Below are 22,015 nucleotides of genomic sequence, written 5' to 3'. Positions count from 1 at the left end.
ATGTCTGATGTTTTAGGGAAAAAAGTCAATCTCGGCGGCATATTGGTCCTGCTCTTTGTCACCTGGCTGGTGCTATTCTGGGACAGTGTCATGGCCACCGTGGCGATATGGGAGCGCTCTGAGACCTTCGCCCACTGCTTTCTCATTTTGCCCATCTGTATTTACCTGTTGCACCGTGACTGGCATGCCCTCAAAGTACTGCGCATCCAGCCTAACTGCTGGCTGATATTGCCGCTTTTTGCCACCCTCATTCTCTGGTTGTTCGGCGATTTAGCGCACATTGCCGCCATCGAACAAATTGCCACCTTCATGACCTTGCCGTTACTTTGCTGGATGGTGCTGGGCAATCAGCTGGCGGCCCGGATGTGGTTTGTGCTGCTTTTCTGGATGTTCAGTGTGCCGGAAGGGGAATTTCTGATTCCCTGGTTACAGGAGGTCACGGCTGATTTCACGGTTATGGCCATCCAGCTTACTGGCATACCCGTTTACCGTGAAGGTCTCTATATCGCCGTGCCGGGTGGGCTGTTCGAAGTGGCGGTCGCCTGCTCGGGCATCCGCTACCTGATCGCTTCGCTAACACTGGGCTGTCTGTTTGCTTATCTGACCTATCAGAAATGGCATAAACGCCTGTTATTCGTTTTGTTTTCCCTTGTACTTCCTATTATTGCCAACGGTATCCGCGCCTACGGTATTGTCATGATCGCCTATCTCTCTGATATGGAACATGCTACGGGTGCCGACCACCTGGTGTATGGATGGCTGTTCTTCGGGGTGGTGATCTTCATTATGTTCTCTGTCGGCAGCATCTGGCGCGACCTCGAGCCAGAGCCTGACAGTGTCGACACCGACGCTGTGCGCACGGTATCCTGGTTGCCGCTGATAAAAGGCTGGGGCAGTGGTGTTCTGCTGATTTTAAGTGCCATGGCCTACAACCTGCACGCCCGGGATGTTAATTATCCTGCGGCACCTGACATAGGGAGCTCTTTTGAATTGCGCCCGGCGGTCATGACCCAATGGCAACCGGTATTCCAGAATCCGGGCGAGATGGCCATCGGTCGGTATCAGGAGCTCGATCTCTACGTGGCCTGGTATGCGCACAGCACACAGGACAGTAAGCTCATCAGCAGTGTCAATCAGCACTACAACCGTTCATCCTGGACGCGTGTGGGCAGTCAGGCTTATCCGGGGTATCAGATGCTGGAAATTTCTGGTCTCAATGGTCGGCGCAGAATGCTCGCCTACACCTATGTCACCGAATGGATGCAATCTCCCAGCTCGCTCAAGGTGAGATTGTCGCAGGCTGTGCAAGCCCTTGTCGGACAGTCACAACAGGGAATGGTACTGATCATCTCCCGGGTGGTAGATAATGATGAACAGCGCAGGGCTTTCAGGCAACAGGCTCAGCAATTTTTTGCTCAGAATTACCAGCAGGTGTTAAATGACAACCGCTGAACCGTCTGTGCGCCATATCGCACATATTATCTTTCGCTTTGATACCGGTGGACTAGAAAACGGCGTGGTGAATCTGGTTAACCGGTTACCTGAGGAGCAATACCGGCATAGCATCATTACCCAAAAAGGTGTGAACCCGGAATTTGCGCAACGGGTGACAGCGAAAAATGTCGATTATCATGACCTTAACAAGGCAGACGGCAATGATTTTGCGATGTATTGGCGGCTGAACACGCTGTTAAAACACCTGCAACCGGATATTCTGCACACCCGCAATCTTGCCACACTGGAATGTCAGGCTGTGGGCTGGTGGCGTGGTATCCCCTTGCGCATTCACGGCGAGCATGGCTGGGATGTCAGTGATATTGGTGGTACGAACCCCAAGTATCAGCGTCTTCGTCGCTTGCTCAGGCCCTTCGTGCATCAATATGTGGCTTTGTCCGGTGAGGCCAAAGACTACCTGCTGAATAAGATCAGGGTTATGCCACAGCGTATCCATCATATTTGCAACGGTGTTGATATGGAGCGCTTTAATGCTGCCCAAACCCCAGCCGCGCCATTTCCCGACATCTTGTTTTCGTCACAGACAACGGTATTTGGCACGGTAGGCAGATTGGCTGAGGTGAAAGACCAGCGAACCTTGCTGGAGGCCTTTGCGCTACTTTGTAAGCGTTACCCCAAGCGACCCATCAGGCTGATGCTGGTGGGCGACGGTCCGATGCGTGATAAATTAGAGCAACAAGCACGGGAGTCGGGGGTGGCAGAGCAGGTCTGGTTTGCCGGTGATCGCAGCGATGTTCCCGCGCTGATGCGCCAGATGGATGTCTTTGTATTACCCTCTCTGGCTGAGGGAATTTCCAATACTTTTCTTGAGGCGATGGCCAGTGGTTTACCGGTGATCGCCACCCGGGTGGGGGGAAATCCGGAGCTAATGCTGCGGGCCCATCAGCAGACTCATCTGGTTGGGGCTCGTGACAGCCAGGCACTGATGCAGGCAATGAGCCAATATATCGACAAACCCGATGCGATAACTGAAGATAGTGCGTTGGTAAGAAAACACTGCCAAAGCCATTTTAGTCTCGCTAACATGGTGGCAAAGTACCACCGACTTTATCAAAAACAGACAGCGCAGTAAGGATTCAGGGCAATGTGCGGAATAGCAGGTATCTTTCAACTGGCCGGTAGTGGGCAGCCTAATGAGGCTGTTCTGGCGAAGATGAACAATATTCAGGAACATCGGGGGCCAGACGCCGGCGATTATTTCTTTGACCCGGGTGTAGGGCTGGCCCACAGAAGGTTGTCGATTATTGATCTCGAAGGCAGCCCACAGCCCATGCTCAGCGCTGATAAACGCGTATGCATAGTGTTCAACGGAGAGATTTATAATTTTAAAGACTTGCACGCTGAACTTGAGGGCAAGGGCTATAAATTTAACACTCATGGTGATACCGAAACCATACTCAATGCCTACCTGGAATGGGGGGAGGAGTGCGTGCAGCATTTGCGTGGCATGTTTGCTTTCGCTATCTGGGACAGAGAAAAGCAGCGCTTGTTTATGGCCCGTGACCGTATCGGCATTAAACCGTTCTTTTATTCTCTGCTGCCCACCGGGGAATTTGTGTTTGGCTCGGAGCTCAAGGTCCTGACCGAGCATCCTGCCTTTGATCGTAAATTGCGTGACACTACTGTGGAAGATTACTTCACCTTTGGCTACGTGCCGGAACCTTTCACTGTGTATCAGAACAGTTTCAAGCTTTCTCCGGGGCATACGCTGACCCTGGAAAAAGGCATGCGATCATTGCCTGAGCCAAAGCAATACTGGGATATTCCAACGCAGTGGGAAGATGATCTCAGTGCAGATACAGTGCAGGAAGAGTTGATCGATCGTCTGAAGCAGGCTGTCGATATCCGCATGGTTGCCGACGTGCCCCTTGGCGCGTTTTTGTCTGGTGGCGTCGACTCCAGCGGCGTCGTGGCATTGATGTCACAGCTGCAATCAGATCCCGTCAATACCTGCGCCATAGGTTTTGATGTTAAGGCCTTTAACGAGACCGAATTTGCCCAGATGGTGGCTGATCGCTATCACACCAATCACCGTGTGGAGACGGTAAAGCAAACGGACTTTGACCTTATCGACAAGCTGGCATTTCTCTACGACGAACCTTATGCAGACAGCTCTGCCATGCCCACATACCGAGTCTGTGAGCTGGCACGTAAACATGTAACGGTGGCATTGTCCGGAGACGGAGGAGACGAGCTGTTCGCCGGTTATCGCCGCTATAAAATGCACCTCCATGAAGAGCGTATTCGCAACCTGTTGCCATTAGGCTTGCGTAAGCCGCTGTTTGGTCCACTGGGCAGGTTGTATCCGAAAATGGATTGGGCGCCTAAGTTTTTGCGTGCTAAAACCACGTTTCAGTCTATGGCCATGGACACGGTTCAGGGCTATCACAATTCCATGTCCATCCTGCGCGCCGATGAGCGGGCCAAACTCTTCTCAAAAGAGTTTCAGAGCAGTCTGAACGGTTATAATTCGCTGGAGGTGTTTAACCGTTATGCCGACAAGGTGAAAGGCTTGGATCCGATGAAAGTGGCCCAGTACCTGGATATGAAAACCTATCTGGTGGGCGATATTCTGACCAAGGTAGACAGAGCCTCGATGGCACACTCACTGGAGGTGAGGGTACCCATACTGGATCATAAATTTGTGGAGTGGGCCTTCAAGACACCTTCTGATCACAATTTGCATAATGGTATTGGTAAGTACTCCTTTAAGAAGTCTCTGGAGCCCCATCTGCCTCACGATGTGCTGTACCGCAAAAAAATGGGCTTTGCCGTACCGCTGGCCGACTGGTTTAAAGGGCCACTGAAAGACAGGCTGTATGACGGCCTGTTGTCTAAACAAATGAGTGAGTCGGGATATTTCAGTACCCGCCAGCTTAAACGTCTGATTGATGATCATGTGTCCGGGGTGCGCGATAACAGCGCGCCTTTGTGGACACTAATGATGTTTGAGTCGTTTATGCGTCAGCAACTAGGTAAAGCCGCATGAAGATTCTGCATGTACTGGATCACTCCATCCCTCTGCATAGCGGTTATACCTTTCGTACCCGCTCCATTCTGAGGCAGCAGCATGCGCTTGGCTGGCAAACCTGCCATGTTACCAGCCCCAAGCACGGTAAGTTCGAGCAGAGCATTGAAGAAGTGGATGGCCTTAAGTTTTATCGTACGCCGGTGCCTAATGGTTTACTGAGCCGTCTGCCAGCTCTGAGTCAGATGGCATTGATTGCGCCGATGCGTAAACGCATTCTTGAAGCTATCGAAGAAGAAAAGCCGGATGTGCTACACGCTCATTCACCCGCCCTCAATGGCATGGCCGCCCTGCAGGCCGGACGCAAGACCGGGTTGCCGGTAGTCTATGAAATCAGGGCCTTCTGGGAAGATGCCGCAGTGGATCATGGCACCTGCAAAGAAAATGACCTGCGTTACCGCCTGACCCGCAAACTGGAAACCCATGTGGTAAGACAGGCGGACAGGGTGACCACTATCTGTGAGGGGCTAAAGCAGGATCTTCTGGGCAGAGGCGTGCCGGAATCTAAGATTACAGTGATTCCAAACGCAGTTAATATTGAGCAGTTTAATCTGATCACCGCCAAAGACAGCGAACTGGAGCAACGGTTTGGCTTACAGGGTAAGCGTGTATTGGGTTTCCTGGGGTCTTTTTATGCCTACGAAGGGCTGGACCTGTTAGTTCGGGCTATGCCTTTTATTATCAAGCAATTCCCTGATGCCATGTTATTGCTTGTAGGTGGTGGACCTCAGGAGCAGAACCTGAAGTCGCTGGTAAAAGAGTTGGGGATAGAAGACAAAGTGATCATGCCAGGCCGGGTGCCTCATGATGACGTGTCGGCGTATTATAGCCTGGTGGATCTGTTGGTTTACCCGCGCAAATCTATGCGCCTGACTGAACTGGTGACGCCACTTAAGCCCCTTGAGGCGATGGCGCAGGGGAAATTATTGCTGGCCTCAGATGTCGGTGGACATAAAGAACTGATTGAAGACCGCAAAACCGGCTGGCTGTTTAAAAGTGATGATGTACAGGCCCTTGCCAGTAAAGCTGGTGAGGTATTGGCCAATCAGAGCGATTGGCCCGCAGTTATTGCTCAGGGCCGGGAATATGTTGAGAGGGTACGCAACTGGCCTAACTCGGTAGCCAATTATCAGCAGCTCTATAAGGAGATTTGTGGTGGCTGATGCGTTTGATGGCATGCACATCTGTCTGGTGGGACCGGTTCCGCCGCCTGCCGGAGGCATGGCAAATCAAACCCGCCAGCTCAAACAACTGCTTGAGCAAGATGGCGCAACGGTGACGCTGGTGGCAGTGAATGCGCCTTACAAGCCCGCCTTCGTTGGTAGTATTCCCGTGGTGCGTGCAGGCTTCAGGCTGATAGACTATTTCTGGCAATTGCGCCGAGCCATGAAAGATGCTGATGTGGTGCATTTGATGGCCAATTCTGGCTGGTCATGGCACTTATTTGCAGCCCCTGCCATTCGTGTGGCGGCCGGGCTTAATAAACCGATTTTAGTGAATTATCGCGGCGGACATGCTGAAACCTTCTTTGAAGCCTCCTGGCCCAAAGTGGCGAAGTCTTTGAATAAGGCTCAGGGTATATTGGTACCCTCGCCCTATCTGCATGAGGTGTTTGCCCGGTGGGATAAAAAGGCCGAGGTGGTGCCCAATGTGCTGGATGAAACCACCTTTTATCCGGCAGAGAAGGTAGAGTCAGATACACCTTTGCATTTGATTGTGACCCGGAATCTTGAAGCCATCTACGATGTGGGCTGCGTGATTGATTGTTTTGCTCAGGTGTTAACACATCACGCTGATGCTACGCTCTCCATTGCGGGGAGTGGGCCTGAGAAAGAGAGTCTCGAACGTCAATGTGAAAAACTGGGGGTCCGGGACAAGGTCAGATTCCTGGGGCGGCTGGATATTAACGACATGGCTGAGTTGTATCGCAGCGCCGATGTCATGCTCAACGCCAGTACCGTGGATAACAGCCCTAATTCGCTGATTGAGGCGATGGCCTGTGGTGTGCCCATTGTCAGCACGAATGTGGGGGGCATACCTAAACTGGTGACTCATGAGCAGGATGCGCTGTTGGTGCCACCCAAGAGGCCAGATTTACTTGCTGAGCAGGTAGTGCGTCTGATTAATGAGCCTGAACTCAGGCAAAGCCTGATTGCGCAGGGGCGTAATACTATTGCTAAATTTACCTGGGCGAAGGTTGGAAAAGCGTTGCAGGGCCACTATCAAAGCGCGATCAGCCAAGGACAGGAGGCAGTATGAGTCTGTATACAAAAATGGTTTCCGCTGTGTTGTTTCCGCTGCATGAGAAACTTAAAAAGCATAATACAGTAGAGATTCGAAAAGCATTGGAGAAAAGTCAGTGGCACACTCCTGAGCAGCTTAAAACGGCACAGTCCAAACGCCTGCAGAAGTTTATCGCCACCTTGTATGAGCATGTGCCCTATTACAAAACGATCATGCAGAGTCGGGGGCTGACGCCCGATGATATTAAGTGTTCAGAAGATTTGGTGAAATTGCCGTTTCTCGACAAGCAAACCATTGCAGATAATTTCGATGCCCTGAAGTCGGATGTTGCAGGGCCGCTCAATCGGTTTAATACGGGCGGGTCTAGTGGTCAGCCATTAATCTTTCTGTTAGGTAACGAACGGGTGTCCCATGATGTGGCCGAAAAATGGCGGGCCACTCGCTGGTGGGGTGTGGATATTGGTGATAAAGAAATTGTCGCCTGGGGCTCTCCCATAGAGCTGGGGGCTCAGGATAAAGTCAGGTTGGCGCGTGACAAGCTGTTTCGCTCTCAACTGATTCCGGCTTTTGATATGACACAAGAGAAGTTGCTTGGCTTTATTCATCAGATTAAAGAAAGCCGTCCCAGAATGCTATTTGGTTACCCTTCGGTATTTGATCTGTTAGCCAAAACGGCCGAAAAAGTGGGGATTCGTCTGGATAACTTAGGGATCAAAGTGGCTTTTGTGACCTCTGAGCGACTCTATCCTTATCAGCGAGAAAATATATCCAGAGTATTCGGCTGCCCCGTTGCCAATGGCTACGGGGGCCGTGATGCCGGTTTTATCGCGCATGAATGTCCTGCTGGTGGTATGCACCTTTCTTATGAAGACATCGTGGTGGAAATCATCGATAAGGCGGGCAATCCGCTGCCAGCCGGTGAACCCGGTGAAATTGTGGTGACTCATCTGGGCACCAGTGAGTTTCCTTTTGTTCGTTATCGCACCGGCGATATTGCGACCTTGTCTGATAAGCGCTGTGACTGTGGTCGTGGTTTGCCCATGCTCGAGTCTATCGAAGGGCGCAGTACCGACTTTGTGGTGGCCGCAGATGGCACCATGATGCATGGTCTGGCACTGATTTATATCTTACGTGACATGGATGGCATTGAGGCTTTTAAGATCACCCAGGAAAGCCTGCAACTTACCCGGGTAGAGGTGGTATCCAAACAGCAACTGACTGACGCTATGGTGAAGCAGATTGAGAGTGGCTTTAAGGCCAGACTCGGCGCCCAGGTTGAGATTAACGTGCAATCGGTCACGGAAATAGCGGCAGAAAAATCAGGCAAGTATCGTTACGTGATCAGCAAGGTGGCGCAATGATAGACAGTTTATATTTGCTGATAGTAGTGTGTGCGGTGTGTTATTTGTTTTATTGGTCAAACAAGCAGGATGAAGACTAATGCGTGATTTGTTTTTAGTCGGCTTTCTATTTGTGGCCATCTATTACTCTTTTAAGCGCCCCTATATTGGTATGGCGGCCTGGGTATGGATCGCGCTGACCGCTCCTGCAGAATGGGCGTTCGGTTTTTCTCAGGATTTTCGTCTTAACCTGACCATCGTATTGGTCACCGCGCTTTCCTGGTTATTTGTGACCAAACACAAATCCTTTCAGATGACGACACTGAGCTTCTGGGTCATGCTTTTTGGCATCTGGACGCTGATAACCACCGGGTTTCACTTAAACTCTGACTCTGACTGGATCTGGGGATACTGGAATCAGTTTCTGAAGATCATGGCGCTGTTTTTCTTTATTACCCTGACGCTGACCAAACGCCTGCACATCGATACCTTTATCTGGGCCATTGTGCTCTCCATTTCCGCCTACGCGGGCATGGAAGCCGTGAAGTTTGTGTTGTCAGGCGGAAGCCACAGAATTACAGGCCGGGCCGGGATTATTGCTGATAGAAATGACCTAGCGGTCGCTATCAACATGTGCATTCCGCTGGTGATTTATCTGATTCAGGTAACCAAACATAAACTGGTTCGCCAGGGGTTGTGGGTACTCTTGCTGCTCAATATTCTCAGTATTATCGGTACCTTCTCACGAGGTGGCTTTATCGGCTTGAGCGTGCTGGCGTTTGCCTTCTGGCTGAAGTCAAACCGTAAACTCGTATGGGCGCTGGTCGCTGTCATCATGCTACCGGTGGCATATCAGTATACGCCTGAAGACTGGAGGGAACGGCAGAGTTCGGTGAGAACAGCAGCCCAGGAGGATAACTCCTTTATTGGACGCATCTGGGCGTGGAAAATATCCACCATGATTGCTCTGGACAATCCCGTCACAGGCGGCGGGTTTCGTGCTGTTTCTGAGCCTACTTTATGGAACTATTATGCACCACTAACACCCGAATTCGGGCCAGTGTACTCCAAACCTATACCGGATAATATCAGGCCCAAAGCGGCTCATAATATCTATTTTCAGGTGCTCGGTGACCACGGTTTTGTCGGTCTGTTTATCTTTTTGATGATGCTGCTAATCGCCTTGCTAAACAATATGAAAAACGCGCGTATCGGCAAGAAAAACGGTGTTTACTGGTATCACCAACTGTCGAATGCGATGACGCTCTCACTGGTAGGTTATGGCATTACCGGTATGAATGTCAGCCTGGCTTACTTTGACCTGATTTATGCAATTATGGGCCTGGTCGTGGTGATGACCCTCCTGCGTCAGAAAATTATTGCAGGCCAGAGTGATGGGATAAAGAAACAAAGCACTTCAGCCGAGCCAAAGGATAGCAGGGTGGCAGGGGAGCATGCTGGATGACGGTGCCTCACTCACCTAAGGATTCACTGCAGCAATCAGAGCAGAATACAAACACACATAGCAAGGTGTACAGTGGTTCGGCTTTTATGCTGATAACCCGTATCGGTATTAAATCCATCGGATTGATCAGCTCAATAATCTTAGCTCGTTTATTGGTACCAGAAGATTTTGGTTTGGTTGCCATTGCTATGGCAATTTATGCCTTTATCGAACTTTTTGGTGCACTGGGTCTGGGTACCGTGCTAATCCAAAGTCAGTCTGATGACCGGGATGATTACAATACCGCCTGGACCTTTAAGGTGTTGTTTGGCACGATTTCTGCCTTGGCAATGCTGCTGGCTGCACCCTACGTCGCCCAGTTTTACTCGGATCCTCGATTAGAGCACGTGATTTATGTGATTGCCTTTGCCAGTATATTATCCGGCGCGGCCAACATAGGTGTGGTCAATTTTCAGAAGGACATGGATTTTCGAAAAGAACTGAAATACCAGTTAATGCCCAAACTTATCAGTTTTGTCATCACTCTCACCTTGGCCTTTATATACCGTAATTACTGGGCACTGGTGATTGGTATGGTGTCTAATCAATTTATCATTCTTTTGTTCAGCTATTGGATGCACCCATTCCGTCCGCGTTTTGGACTCAAGTCTTTTAATAAGTTGTTTAGCTTTTCGCGCTGGTTATTGCTGAATAACGTTCTGTTCTATTTAAATGACAAATTCAGTGAGTTGATTGTTGGACGAGTTTTATCTCCGTCAGCGGTGGGCATCTTTGCCATAGGCAAAGAGATTGCTCACTTACCAACCATGGAGATGGCGAAACCAATTAATAAAGCTACTTTTCCTGTCTACTCTCGTTTTAAGGATAACTTTACTGAACTGCGTAAGGCTTATTTAAATACGGTTGCGCTTACCGCATGCCTTACCATGCCTGCGGCGTTAGGTATCGCTTTAATCGCACCGCTTTTTGTGGAGGTGGTTTTAGGGGATAAGTGGTTACCGGCAGCGCCACTGATTCAGTTGTTAGCCTTATCCAGTATGTTAACCAGTATTACGGTTAATAATGGCTACATCTATATGGCATGTGGCAAACCGAATATTATGTTTCTAATTAACTTTATTCGCACAGCTATGTTTTTTGCCTTTTTTATCCCGTTATTGGATTCCAACGGTATCGTCGGAATCGGTCAGGCACGTCTTGTTACAACCTTAATTATGCTGTTTGGCGCTCAGGCGGCTGTGGTGCTGTTTCTTAAACTAAAGGTTTTGCCCCTGTTAGCGGTATTTTTGCGCCCGACCTTAGCCTGTATCGTAATGGGAGGCTCAGTATTACTGATCCAGCGGGCGGATTGGTTACCCGGGCAGGGATTATCGCTTTTGATGCAGATTCTCGCTGGAGGTCTCAGTTATACCCTGATGTCGATGTTGTTGTGGCGTTGGCAGGGCTATCCCGAGGGCTTAGAGCGCACAGTCATAGAGCGACTTTACCCTGGCTACTTGCGAGGCAGAATCTGAGCGATGAATAAAGTCTCCTTATGCGCCCATGCTGGCCAGTTGGCTGAACAACTGAAACATCAGCTTCAGGAGCAGACTGACTGGTTAGAGCCGGAAGTGCTGCTTGATGGTATAAAAAACAGAACTGCCTGGCAGCCTTATCATGATCTACCTGAGCTGAAGCGGGTCGTGAGTAAGCTGGAGTCAGAAAGGCCGGAGTTGTTGTCAGTGTTGTTACAATTTTTATTGGTGCGTCTGATAAAAGATTTTAATCCTAAGCTGCTCGCTTTTAATATCTCTGAGGACATCGCGACACTATACCAGCAGAGCTTTGAACGTATCCTCGGTCAGTCTCCGTCGGAAAAAGCTGATGACCGCTATTTTAAAGATCTGGCGCTGGTAAGTGGCGCACTGTTTCCTGCTGGTGAGCGTGTCGTCGAGCCTTTTTCAGTATTACAACGCAGTCTGATGTTTAATGCCGGGGTAACGCAAAGCCTGCAATTTATAAAATCCGGCTTGCTGGCTGGCGGCTATAAGCCCGTATTTAGATTGCATGTGCATCTGGCCGAGCAAAGCCACCTGAGTGAAAACAGCTGGCGGCTGACCTGTCTGCGCCTGGCTAAGATGCTTGAGCTTAACCCGGATATCAAAGGTATAGTAGGCTCAAGCTGGTATTATGATCCGCAGGTACCGGCTATCAGCCCCCATCTGGGATTTGTGAATAAGCTGCTTGCAGAGAATGGCGCCTATTGGTTTTTCTCTCATGTGGAGAGCAGTAACAGTGGGGCTTTTGCTACCTCTCGAACACGCAAGCAGGCCTTCGATGCGGGTAAGTATATACCAAGGAATTATGTGGTGTTCTGGCCCCGGAGACGGGTACTGAACTGGTACCAGAAAGCAATATGTAGCCATGCAGAGGCGGATGTATGAAGGCCCTGATTCTCAGGTTAAGTAAAGTGTTAGGGTTGTTCTATCTGGCCCGTAAATTGACCGCAAATAAGACCCGTGTTCTTTGCTATCACGGTATCTCGGTGGAGGATGAACATTTATTCCGTCCGGGCCTGTTTATGCAAAAATCCACCTTTGCCCGGCGTATGCAATTACTCAAGGAATGGAACTTTACGTCCATCAGTCTGGATGACTATATCGATCAGCGAGAGCAGGGGGTGGTGAAAAAAAATGCCATGGTCATCACTATTGATGACGGCTGGCAGGCCATTCTTGAAGGCATGTGGCCGCAAATTAGAGCCTGTCAGTTTCAGGCAACGCTGTATCTTTCCAGTTATTTTATTCAGCATCGGCGGCCGGTATTTAAAGTGGCTGTATTCTATTTGTTCTGGAAGCATGATGGGCTCTTCAAACCAGCTCAGGACAGCTGTCTTGTAGAGTACCGGGGCAAGGAGCTGAACGCAGAAATGTTGCTGGAGGTGGTCAAGCAACTTGGATCGGATTACGAGCGGCCGATACTGCTGGAATTATGTGCCTATTTTGGCGAATCCTCCGATGCGTGGCAGCAAAAAGGTAAGTTTATGTTTTTGTCACCAGAGCAAGTGGCGGAGCTCCATAATCAAGGTCTGGCCATTGAATTACATACCCATAAGCACCGTTTCTCAGAGGTGGGGGCAGAAGAAGCCCGGCAGGAACTTCAGCGTAATCAGAAGGCGATTGTAGAAATGACCGGCAAGCGTCCTGAACATTTCTGTTACCCTCGGGGAGAGTTCCGAGAGGAGCAATTAGCGATACTCAATGACCTGGGAATCCGTTCTGCTACCACAACTGATAATGAGCTGTGCTCAGATACTCATCATATACATAAGTTGCCTCGAATTATGGACAACGACAGTATCAGTGAATTGGAGTTTGAAGCAGAAGTCAGTGGTTTTATGACGTTGCTGAGAGGCTTGGGAAGGTAAGGACATCAATGAGCGGCATTTTTTCTCGTTTTACCACGTTGTTCTGCATGCTTAATAAAGAAGCGCAACTGGCAGGCATCAGTAGAATCAATATGTACAGGCAGACCCTGTTTTTTTGCTTTAAAACGGGTCTCGGTCCGCGCTATTTTGTGGTCGCCGGGATGGCTCGCAAAAACTTTGTTGAACAGGACAAGTGGCAACATATTTCTGCGAAAGAATATTATGCGGCGCTCAAGGTATTAAACTCGCCACAGTATCGTAAGCTGACTCAGAGTAAACTTTCGGAAAAGGCCCTGTATAAACTGATGCATATTCCCACCCCTGAGCTGTTTGGCTATTTTCATGCCTATAAAGGCTTTGATAATACAGGTCAGCCGCTGACCGATGCCGCACAGCTTGAGGCTCTGATGAGTGCGCATACCGATAGTACTTTATGTATCAAACCCATCGAAGGCTGGGGCGGTGCCGGAGTCATAGCAGGCAGAATTCTGCTGGATGATAACAAGCAGCCAGTATTTCAGCCCCTGCATTCACAACAGCAAATGACGGCCCAGGATCTCATAAACAGCTGCAAAGGTAGTGCGCCTAATGCTGAATTTGTACTCGAAGCCTATATTCAACAATCGGATCAGTTTAAGGCGCTGAACGCTGATAGTGTGAATACCCTGCGAATCTGGGTATTGGAAAATACACCTGGCCAGGTCCAGGTCATTGGTGCTTACTTGAGGGTAGGCAGAGCAGGCTCAGCCATTGATAACGCCTCAGCGGGGGGAATAATGTGCCCTGTAAGGCTTTCTGATGGCAAGGTGGAGCCGGGACTGACAAAGTACACGCCCCATCGCGATGATATTACTGAACATCCAGATCATGGTGCTCAGTTGGCGGGCATTGTTCTGGAACAATGGCAGGAGATTAAAAGCTTTGCCTGTATGGTTCTCCTTCGATTACCCTATACCCGTTTTGCCGGACTGGATGTGACGATGACGGCTCATGGGCCGGTATTAGTTGAAACAAACGTGGCACCCGATAAAGACGGTGCGGCACATGCAAATATTCCCTCTATCAGGCTCAGGGAGGCAGCTGAGAAACCTTATGTTTAATAGTATTCGTCGTGCGATAGGACTTTCCCGTCAGCGCAGCAAAGAAGGTAATGCGCTGCCATTCTCCCGTCAGATATGGGAAATGGCTGTGTTACAACTTACCACCAAGCTTGGGCCCGGTAATTACCACAAATACAGACTATGGCAGAAGGATATCTCCTGGGAGGAGAAAAAAGGATACTGGCATGATCAAAAGTACTATGAGTTTCTGAATCGGGTTAATCCATACAAATACCGGATTGTGGCTCGGCACAAAGTGCTGGCCAAAGCGCTGTTGCAGTTCTACGGTATTGCTGATGCCGATTATCATGGATATCTGAGTCAGTCAGGAGGATTTAGTGCAAGCGGGACACCGGTCAAATCTGCAAAAGATCTGGAGTCTTTGTTAGCCGCCAAACCTGAACTCAACAAGGTGTGTTTTAAGTTGGTTGAAGGATCTGAAGGTCTTGGATTCTTCGCGGTGGAAATAAGCCGTGATAATGGCATTTTGTTGAATAAACTGGGCGATAGCCAGACCTTCTCCGTGGCTGAATTTCTGGATAAGGAACTTAAACTCCCGCAAGGTAATGAGTACATCATTGAGTCCTACCTGGAGCAGCACCCTGTTCTGGCAAAGTTTAATTCAAGCAGTCTCAACACTATGCGTGCATGGGTAACCCGTTCCGCATCAGGCGACGTTGATGTAGTGGGAGTGTACCTTCGAGTAGGGCGTGTTGGTAAGCTTATCGATAACGTTTCTTCTGGCGGCTTCGTAGTGACTATGGACAATGAGAGTTTTAAAACGGGGTTTGGGATCCTGAAAAATCAGGATGGTGCGGCGACCGATAGTCATCCTGACTCCGGCTTTAAGCTGGCAGGGGTACAAGTGCCATTTAAAGCAGAAACGCTTCAGTTATGTGAAGATGTCATCAGTATCCTGCCATCGACTCAGTTCGTGGGGCTGGATATCGCGTTTACACAGCAAGGGCCAGTAATAGTTGAGTTCAATTTAGCGCCATCTCCTCAAGGAGCCGGCTCTTTGCTTGCAAGTCATGAAAAACTGTTTGCAGGTTTACTTTAAAAGACTTAATCACTTTTCAGCATGCGCTCTAGAGCTTCCCCTTTTCGGAGTTTGGCATAGCGGCGCATAAAATCCCTTACCTCGGAGTCCATTAGTGCGGTTTCATGCATTTGCAGGAACTCAGTTCCACCTATGTCGTTCAACTCCAGTAGAACCGGCCCTTCCTCTCCCATAATGACATCCCAGTGCAGGATATTCATGGTGCTGATGACACTTGATGCGCGTTTTATTTCACTTAACATTTTGTCCCATAAGGGAATGCAGAATTCTTCGAAACGCCGACCAGTCTCAGGATGCGTGTCAAAATATCGGGCAAAAGGCCAGTATCCGTTAACGGCTTTGCTTACCGATCCATCTTCTGGGTTTACTCGGGCAACCATGTTGCCTATTTTTCCTTTGCTGAAATTATCATTCACATTGCCGGGCTTGACAATTTTCCATACGGCGCTCTGTATGACAGGATTAAACTCGTCGTTCAGCACAACGACTCTAAAGCCGGATGGCACATCTGTTCCGGTAAACTCAGAAATTGCCGGGTGCTGTCTGACCACTTCCTGAAACAGATAGCCCATTCGGCGCCGATACAATCGGGTATCAGGGTTGTTGATAGTGAGCTTGATGAATTCATCGAATGTAAATGCTTTCCCATCGCGAGTGGTAACCCGGTCAGCATCTTTGTCATATCCTTCGACATAGTAGCCACCGATACCCTGCTGACACAGTACAGGTTTCACAAATAATGGTGCGGTTCGGGTTGCCATCATCTCTTTGACCTGCTCAATCTGATTCATTTTCACAGGTATAAAGTCGGCAAGGGGGCCAGCGGGTTTGAATACACCTGCCAGCCCCACCGTTGGTAGTTTGAATACGTCACAGACCTGTGCGAAAAGCAGTTTATCCCAGGAGACAGTCACCCCGGTTCTTACATTAAGACTTCTGTTGAAGGGCTCTATCTGACCCGTTCCGAGGGTGTTCCTGTAACGCTCAGAACCTCTTGGCGCTGCATACAGGCGATATTTGTAGTAGTCCCAAACATTGCAGCAAGGGTTGACCCGATACAATACAATAATATCCAGTAATTGCTGCCACAATGCTTTTTTATGAGTCTGTCTGACTTCTTTTGCTTGTTGGTAAAGCGTTTCTATCTTTTTAATATAATTATCAAGCACCTTAAACTTCCCTGATGTGGAGCATGAGGTATTTTATCAACAGCGAATTTTATCACAAAGATTTCCCGCCTAATCTACTGCATTACTAAATTCAGACAAGCACTATTTATGTTTGCGCAAGTGTATGGCAAAGCCCAATTCCGTTAATCTATCCATTTAATGTGTCATATTTGGATATTAGAAAACCTTACCGATGAAGGTGATAAATATCTGGTTAGCTGTCACCATGGCCCTTATACTTCGGTTCAAACAGGAAAGATAAGATTGACTTATGGGCAAGAAGCTCCCGATCAGCAGTAGGCTTTATCAATTTAAACTGAGTTTTATCGCCAGTATCCTAAGAAACCTGGCGAGAGTTGAGTTGTCGCGACACCCCAGAAAAATAGTCGCTATTACCGGTAGTGTGGGCAAAACCACCACCAAAGAGTATGTTGCCCTGGTCTTGGGAGAGAGCTTTGATATCAGGGCTACTTCGGGTAATGCCAACAGTCGCACAGGTGTTCCATCAACCATCATTAACAGGCCCAATGTCAAAAGCACTATGGCTTTGATTAAGGCTTCGCTTGTCACGGCTCTGGGCCTCTTTTCCAAAGACAAAATAGAGCAATACCTGATACTCGAAGTGGGGGCAATGTTACCGGGGCAAATCAGAAAGCAAGTGACCGCTTTCAGTCCTGATATCTCTATTGTTACCGCTGTCGCACCTGGGCATCTTGAAACGCTGGGCACGATTGAAGCCATAGCTGAGGAGAAAGGCCGTATTATCTCTGCACTGACAGAGGACGGTGTGGCCATTTTATGTGCCGATGACAGCCGAGTGCGTGAAATGGAGGTTCTGCATCAGGGTAAAACATTATTCTTTGGTTTCAATGAGGCTGCTGATGTGCGCATGCAGATCAATGGACAGTCGATAAACGGCATTGACGCAACACTCACTGATGCTGAGGGAAAGGTCACCTTGCATTTCCCTTATGTGACAAATCGTTATCACCTTTATAGTGTGATGGCAGCCTGGTGTGTGGGTTGTGTGGCCGGTGTAGACCGAGCTAAGATGCAGTCGGTGCTGCAAAATGTGCAGCCCAGGCCCGACCGGGGAACGATTCAGAATGGCACTTCCAATACCTTAATCCTGAATGACGCGTTTAACGCCAGTCCGCTGTCAGTGAAGGCGGCCCTGGAGACCTTTGCGGAAGTGGCCGCTGATAGGCGCAGAATTGTGGTACTGAGTGATATGCTGGAGTTAGGTGAACAAAGTGATGTCTTACACTACCAGATGGGTAAACAGGTTGGCACGGTAGCCAATCTGTTTATTGCCTGTGGCGATTATGCCGGGGCTTATATCAGAGGTTTCCGGGAGGTTCAGCCAGAAGGGGTGAGCTATTGCTGTGAGAATATTCATCAGGCTGAAGAGATTCTGAATAAGCAGTTACAGACAGATGATGCGATACTCTTTAAGGGCTCACATGGTACAAACCTCTACCAGCTTGCCAGTAAGGTTGCTGAACGATTTAACGCTGTGGATTCTAATTAAGGGAACGGTGCAAGTTCACTCTGCGCAGGGGTTGCTTCAGGATCTGCCACTGTTGCAGGCATCTGTAATGCGGGCCATTACTTCTGTTAATGGATTGACAGAATAAAGCTCATTTCCATAGTAATCTGTGTGACCACCACCCCAGATGTACATCGTGCCAGTTTCTTGATCCAACGCGCCACTATTCCAGGCATAAATAACGTTCTTACAGTAATAGCTGAAGCTATAATCATACAGCCTGGATGGAAGGCAATAATGTTCCAGTGATGTGTTTTCTATTTCGTTCCAGCCCGCTCCATATGACGGTATGCAGAGGAGTACACTGGAGATGACAAGAGTAGAACGCAGACCAGATACAAGTATCCGGCGACAGGCTTTCATATATGGCTCCAATTTGTGTTTTATAAGGTAACAGGCTATCGACTTGGTGTGGTGCTTTCAATACTCTATTCACTACACTGAGTGTAGAGGAACAAGAGACGAAATTCTGCTTATTGTTGTGGTCTTGATGTGATGGATACATTAGTATTCTAAGCGAGCACAGAGGGACGAGGTATCAATGTGATTTTCTTTTTCAGACAAGCGAGTGTCGGTGTCGTTTTTTTTCTGTTTTGTGCATTTGCAGAAGCTTCATGCTTCGATCTCGAATGGAAACGCGGAAGGCCTTACGACTATTACGCTAACGAAACAAGGGTAGCGACACAAGGTAGTGGAAAGAGCCTCCTTTATTTTGTTGAGCATTACCATTTTACGCCAGAAGTCAGATCTTTGATAAAAGGAACCACGACAGCATTGCCGGGGGATATCCTTTTTGTTTTGAATTCCATTCCTAACCATCCTGGCGCACTGGATGCCTATTCGCGTTATGAAAAGCGCTACCAGACTTCACCAACCTTTCAGACCAGTCGCAATTTCAAAAAGCCACAGTTTAAGGCAGATTGTTTTTTTGAACGAGCTGATAGAGTTTTTCCGGCGCAAGCGGAAACACTGATGGTATGGGGACTGCATGAGTATAGAAATGAGCGTCTGGAGAGAGCCAAGAGATTGCTGGAAAGAGCGATAGAGCTGAAACCAAATTATATCGAGGCGCACTACAATATTGGCTTGGTTTTGATTGGTCTTAATCAACCTGAGTTAGCTGAGAAACACGCCGATATCGCTTATGATGCAGGTTATCCTTTGCCCGGGCTGCGAGAAAAATTAACTGAATTAAAGCAAGAATAAGGGAACAAGCGTGGCAGTGAAAAAGCTTTTGATCACCGGCGCCGGATTGAGGCCCAATGGGTTTGAGTTAGGCGACGGTAAGTATTACGAAAAATCGATAATGGTTAGTCTGAATCTCGAGACGGGGGAGTTTCAGGAAGTACTCACCAAAACAGATGGCGGCGATCATTACCCAGACGAACATCCCAATCTGCAATATACCGCTGCCTGCCTTGAAGGCGATGTGCTATGGCTTCCTACAGATACGGAAATTTATAAATACGCATTGCCAGACCTTAAGCTGTTAGCGGTGTTTTCTCACCCCTGTTTTCAGAACGTACATTCTGTTCATGTCTTCGGTGATACCTTGGCAGTGACTTCCACTGGACTGGATAACGTTGTACTACTGGACAAACAAAGCGGCGCGGTCAAGCAAGTCCTGAATACTGAAGGCCTGGCGCCCTGGCACCGTTTTAGTCCGGATATAGATTACAGAAAGGTTCATTCCACCAAGCCTCACCATAGTCATCCAAATTACATTTTTAAGGTGGATGATGAGCTATGGGTAACGCGCTGCACACAAGGGGATGCTGTGCGCCTTAACGACGTCAATGATCGTATTGATATCAGTGATGGTGGTTCGATCAGTGTCCATGACGGTTTGTGGTGGCAAGACAAGCTCGTCTTCACACGGGTCGATGGTACCTTAGTGGTCTGTGATCCTGCGTCCAGATCTGTTTTAGAGAAACACGATCCTTTTAAGGCCCACAGAAACCGGCCCAACGGTTGGTGCAGAGGACTGTTGATCGAGGATGACATTTTCTATATTGGCTTCTCCAAGCTTCGACAGACGAACTTCAAATCAAAGCTCAAGTATTTGTCAAAAGGCAATTTTAAATATAGCTCAGGAAATAATTCCATCGTGGTAGGGTACGATATGCGAAATCAAAAAGTGCTTGGCATACACGAATCCCCTGAAGGCATGATTGACGCGATATATGGAATCCTGCCCTGGCGGTATTAATTTAAGTTCAACTAATCGGGCCCTCGCACAATAGCTGATGTTGGGGGAAATGTGTTGTATCAGTAAAGCTTGGAGTAACCGATGCGGGTAAGTATCATGGTGCTGTTGGGTTAGGCGAAAAGGGTAAGGAAAGCGAGCAATTATGTGGAATCTGGAAAGCCGAGAGTCGGCACCGAAGCAAATCGCTAGTCAGCGTATTGAACTAACCCGCACAGGCGATAAACCCTGCAAGGTGAGCCTGGTGACCGAGCATGACCTATCGGTGGCCGAAAACGACCAGCATTTGGTCTGCGTCATGGGTAGGTTGCGCCCGTATGATCAGGACTATGGCCTCGAAAACCCGGCTCAATGGTTGCTTGAATGCCTGGCCAAAAAAGGTAGCGCGTTTTATGGCGCTATTGCGGGCTTCTTTGCATTGGTGATTCTGGATAAGCAGACCGGTGCGATGCGCTTGGTGTCAGATCATGTCGGCAGCGTGCCGGTATATCTTACTCAACATGCCGAGCAGTACTGGGTAACCGACTCCCTCAAACTCATCGAGCCTGAACTTGATAGTGAGGGCCTGCAGCTTAGCCCTCAGGCACTGTTTAACTATTGTTTCTATCATTGTATTCCTTCTACACGAACCATTTATCGTGGCGCACAGAAGCTTAAGCCAGGTACTCAGTTGCGTGTGCAGACATCGGGAGAAATACAAGAGTCCAATCTGTATCAACCAGAGTATCACTATTCAAGCGAATCACCTGAAGTATTGATGGTCCGCTGCCGTGAGGTGATAGAGCAGGCGGTTAAACGTAATATTGCGCTGAAATCCGCCGCGTTTCTAAGTGGGGGGCTGGATAGCTCAACCGTGGCCGGAATGTTTGCCAAACATCAGCCCAACGCCCCGACAATTTCTATTGGCTTCGATGCCAAAGGCTATGATGAAACCGAGTACGCCGAAATTACGGCCCGTAAGTTTAATACCAATCACCAGGTCCACTATCTGCAGCCGCAGGAAATAGTGGATAACTTTGTCGAAGTGGCAGGCTACTATGATGAGCCTTTTGGTAACTCATCGGCTATGGCGGCTTATATCTGCGCCAAAGTGGCAAAGGAGAATGGAACCGAGGTGATGCTCGCCGGTGACGGCGGCGATGAGCTGTTTGGTGGCAACGAGCGCTACGCCAAGCAAAAGGTATTCGAAGCCTATTCTCAAGTGCCCGGTTTGATGCAAAAGCCGCTGGAAGCGCTCCTCAATACCCCTCTGGGTAAGCTGCCGGTGCTCAAAAAGGGGCTCAGTTATGTGAACCAGGCTAGTATCCCGTTGCCGGACCGCATGGATACCTATAATTTTCTCAATCGTTTTGATGTGAAATCCATGTTCCGGGAAGATTTTCTGGCCAACGTTGATACTGAAGAACCCGCCAAGGCCAAGCGCGATCGTTATCAGCAGTGTCTATCTGATGATCCTGTTGAAAGGATGATGTATCTGGATTGGAAATTCACACTGGCGGATAACGATCTGGTGAAGGTGTCCAGAATGTGTCGTAAAGCCGGTGTGGAAGTGCGTTATCCGCTGCTGGAAAAAGAAGTGGTGGATTTTAGTTGTACGGTGCCATCCGGCGTAAAGTTGCCCGGTAACAGGCTGAGAGATTTTTATAAAAACAGTTTCCGGGGTTTCCTCGCTGATGAGACGCTGAGTAAATCCAAGCACGGTTTCGGGCTGCCATTCGGGGTGTGGATGAAAGAGCAACCCAGATTACAGGAAATCACTCATGACAGCCTGCAACGGCTGCGTAAGAGAGAAATTTTTCGCCCAGAATTCATTGATACGGCCTTAAGCACCTATCAGTCCGGTCATGCCAGTTACTATGGTGAACTGATCTGGATTATGGTGGTGTTGGAGTTGTGGCTGACCAGTCGCGGCCTTTGAGAATGTTTCGTATCC

Annotated in this window: 17 protein-coding genes; 16 read left to right on the top strand and 1 reads right to left on the bottom strand. The window is 48.8% G+C overall.

What is annotated here, in order from left to right; all coding sequences use genetic code 11:
- The 12 genes from xrtA (at position 1) to CCY32_RS09250 (ending at position 15,158) form a co-directional block, all read left to right on the top strand.
- The gene (gene xrtA / locus CCY32_RS09305; protein WP_088330337.1) at positions 1–1,452 is read left to right on the top strand and encodes an exosortase A; all 1,452 of its coding nucleotides are present in this window, start codon (positions 1–3) and stop codon (positions 1,450–1,452) included.
- Positions 1,439–2,587 carry a TIGR03088 family PEP-CTERM/XrtA system glycosyltransferase gene (locus CCY32_RS09300; protein ID WP_088330336.1) on the top strand — a complete coding sequence of 383 codons (1,149 nt, stop codon included), beginning with the start codon at positions 1,439–1,441 and terminating at the stop codon, positions 2,585–2,587. Before xrtA ends, CCY32_RS09300 begins: the two co-directional genes overlap by 14 nt.
- A 12-nt stretch (positions 2,588–2,599) precedes the next feature.
- Positions 2,600–4,504 carry an XrtA/PEP-CTERM system amidotransferase gene (locus CCY32_RS09295; RefSeq protein ID WP_088330335.1) on the top strand — a complete coding sequence of 635 codons (1,905 nt, stop codon included), beginning with the start codon at positions 2,600–2,602 and terminating at the stop codon, positions 4,502–4,504.
- Positions 4,501–5,706, top strand: coding sequence for a TIGR04063 family PEP-CTERM/XrtA system glycosyltransferase (locus tag CCY32_RS09290; RefSeq protein ID WP_088330334.1), 1,206 nt, complete (start codon positions 4,501–4,503; stop codon positions 5,704–5,706). Before CCY32_RS09295 ends, CCY32_RS09290 begins: the two co-directional genes overlap by 4 nt.
- Positions 5,699–6,802, top strand: a complete 1,104-nt coding sequence (locus CCY32_RS09285; RefSeq protein WP_210401719.1) for a glycosyltransferase family 4 protein — start codon at positions 5,699–5,701, stop codon at positions 6,800–6,802. The genes CCY32_RS09290 and CCY32_RS09285 overlap by 8 nt, the downstream gene beginning before the upstream one ends.
- Entirely contained in the window at positions 6,799–8,148 is a 1,350-nt protein-coding gene (locus tag CCY32_RS09280; RefSeq protein ID WP_088330333.1) for an AMP-binding protein, read from the top strand. Before CCY32_RS09285 ends, CCY32_RS09280 begins: the two co-directional genes overlap by 4 nt.
- Positions 8,149–8,227: 79 nt before the next feature.
- Entirely contained in the window at positions 8,228–9,592 is a 1,365-nt protein-coding gene (locus tag CCY32_RS09275) for a putative O-glycosylation ligase, exosortase A system-associated (protein ID WP_088330332.1), read from the top strand.
- Positions 9,589–11,106: a lipopolysaccharide biosynthesis protein gene (locus CCY32_RS09270; protein WP_088330331.1), complete on the top strand. Its 1,518-nt coding sequence runs from the start codon at positions 9,589–9,591 to the stop codon at positions 11,104–11,106. Before CCY32_RS09275 ends, CCY32_RS09270 begins: the two co-directional genes overlap by 4 nt.
- Before the next feature lie 3 nt (positions 11,107–11,109).
- A complete protein-coding gene (locus CCY32_RS09265) occupies positions 11,110–12,015 on the top strand; it encodes a hypothetical protein (protein ID WP_088330330.1) in 906 nt (301 codons plus the stop codon).
- On the top strand, positions 12,012–12,998 hold the full coding sequence (locus tag CCY32_RS09260) for a polysaccharide deacetylase family protein (protein WP_088330329.1): 987 nt from the start codon (positions 12,012–12,014) through the stop codon (positions 12,996–12,998). The genes CCY32_RS09265 and CCY32_RS09260 overlap by 4 nt, the downstream gene beginning before the upstream one ends.
- A gap of 8 nt (positions 12,999–13,006) precedes the next feature.
- Complete coding sequence (locus CCY32_RS09255; RefSeq protein WP_088330328.1) at positions 13,007–14,098, top strand: sugar-transfer associated ATP-grasp domain-containing protein; 1,092 nt, start codon at positions 13,007–13,009, stop codon at positions 14,096–14,098.
- The gene (locus CCY32_RS09250) at positions 14,091–15,158 is read left to right on the top strand and encodes a sugar-transfer associated ATP-grasp domain-containing protein (RefSeq protein WP_168171469.1); all 1,068 of its coding nucleotides are present in this window, start codon (positions 14,091–14,093) and stop codon (positions 15,156–15,158) included. Before CCY32_RS09255 ends, CCY32_RS09250 begins: the two co-directional genes overlap by 8 nt.
- A gap of 5 nt (positions 15,159–15,163) precedes the next feature.
- On the opposite strand, the gene CCY32_RS09245 is transcribed toward CCY32_RS09250, so the two are convergent.
- The gene (locus CCY32_RS09245; protein WP_088330326.1) at positions 15,164–16,327 is read right to left on the bottom strand and encodes a sugar-transfer associated ATP-grasp domain-containing protein; all 1,164 of its coding nucleotides are present in this window, start codon (positions 16,325–16,327) and stop codon (positions 15,164–15,166) included.
- Positions 16,328–16,598: 271 nt separating this feature from the next.
- Between CCY32_RS09245 and murF the strand changes: the two genes are divergently transcribed.
- From murF to CCY32_RS09225, 4 genes are all read left to right on the top strand, one after another.
- Complete coding sequence (murF, locus tag CCY32_RS09240; RefSeq protein WP_088330325.1) at positions 16,599–17,858, top strand: UDP-N-acetylmuramoyl-tripeptide--D-alanyl-D-alanine ligase; 1,260 nt, start codon at positions 16,599–16,601, stop codon at positions 17,856–17,858.
- 561 nt (positions 17,859–18,419) lie between these two features.
- Complete coding sequence (locus CCY32_RS09235) at positions 18,420–19,082, top strand: tetratricopeptide repeat protein (RefSeq protein ID WP_141096211.1); 663 nt, start codon at positions 18,420–18,422, stop codon at positions 19,080–19,082.
- A 16-nt stretch (positions 19,083–19,098) separates the two neighbouring features.
- Complete coding sequence (locus CCY32_RS09230) at positions 19,099–20,085, top strand: hypothetical protein (protein WP_168171468.1); 987 nt, start codon at positions 19,099–19,101, stop codon at positions 20,083–20,085.
- Between the two features lie 142 nt (positions 20,086–20,227).
- Positions 20,228–22,000, top strand: a complete 1,773-nt coding sequence (locus CCY32_RS09225; protein ID WP_246840574.1) for an asparagine synthase-related protein — start codon at positions 20,228–20,230, stop codon at positions 21,998–22,000.
- The last annotated feature ends 15 nt before the right edge of the window (positions 22,001–22,015 follow it).

This window comes from Lacimicrobium sp. SS2-24, from assembly GCF_002201535.1.
In the GTDB taxonomy this organism is placed as follows: domain Bacteria; phylum Pseudomonadota; class Gammaproteobacteria; order Enterobacterales; family Alteromonadaceae; genus Lacimicrobium.
This window is presented reverse-complemented; position numbering and strand designations above follow the sequence as displayed.

Bases quoted from the DNA above. Each gene is read 5' to 3' on its own strand.
- xrtA (WP_088330337.1), top strand. From the start codon at position 1: ATGTCTGATGTTTTAGGGAAAAAAGTCAATCTCGGCGGCATATTGGTC.
- CCY32_RS09300 (WP_088330336.1), top strand. From the start codon at position 1,439: ATGACAACCGCTGAACCGTCTGTGCGCCATATCGCACATATTATCTTT.
- CCY32_RS09295 (WP_088330335.1), top strand. From the start codon at position 2,600: ATGTGCGGAATAGCAGGTATCTTTCAACTGGCCGGTAGTGGGCAGCCT.
- CCY32_RS09290 (WP_088330334.1), top strand. From the start codon at position 4,501: ATGAAGATTCTGCATGTACTGGATCACTCCATCCCTCTGCATAGCGGT.
- CCY32_RS09280 (WP_088330333.1), top strand. From the start codon at position 6,799: ATGAGTCTGTATACAAAAATGGTTTCCGCTGTGTTGTTTCCGCTGCAT.
- CCY32_RS09275 (WP_088330332.1), top strand. From the start codon at position 8,228: ATGCGTGATTTGTTTTTAGTCGGCTTTCTATTTGTGGCCATCTATTAC.
- CCY32_RS09270 (WP_088330331.1), top strand. From the start codon at position 9,589: ATGACGGTGCCTCACTCACCTAAGGATTCACTGCAGCAATCAGAGCAG.
- CCY32_RS09265 (WP_088330330.1), top strand. From the start codon at position 11,110: ATGAATAAAGTCTCCTTATGCGCCCATGCTGGCCAGTTGGCTGAACAA.
- CCY32_RS09260 (WP_088330329.1), top strand. From the start codon at position 12,012: ATGAAGGCCCTGATTCTCAGGTTAAGTAAAGTGTTAGGGTTGTTCTAT.
- CCY32_RS09255 (WP_088330328.1), top strand. From the start codon at position 13,007: ATGAGCGGCATTTTTTCTCGTTTTACCACGTTGTTCTGCATGCTTAAT.
- CCY32_RS09250 (WP_168171469.1), top strand. From the start codon at position 14,091: ATGTTTAATAGTATTCGTCGTGCGATAGGACTTTCCCGTCAGCGCAGC.
- murF (WP_088330325.1), top strand. From the start codon at position 16,599: ATGGGCAAGAAGCTCCCGATCAGCAGTAGGCTTTATCAATTTAAACTG.
- CCY32_RS09225 (WP_246840574.1), top strand. From the start codon at position 20,228: ATGTGGAATCTGGAAAGCCGAGAGTCGGCACCGAAGCAAATCGCTAGT.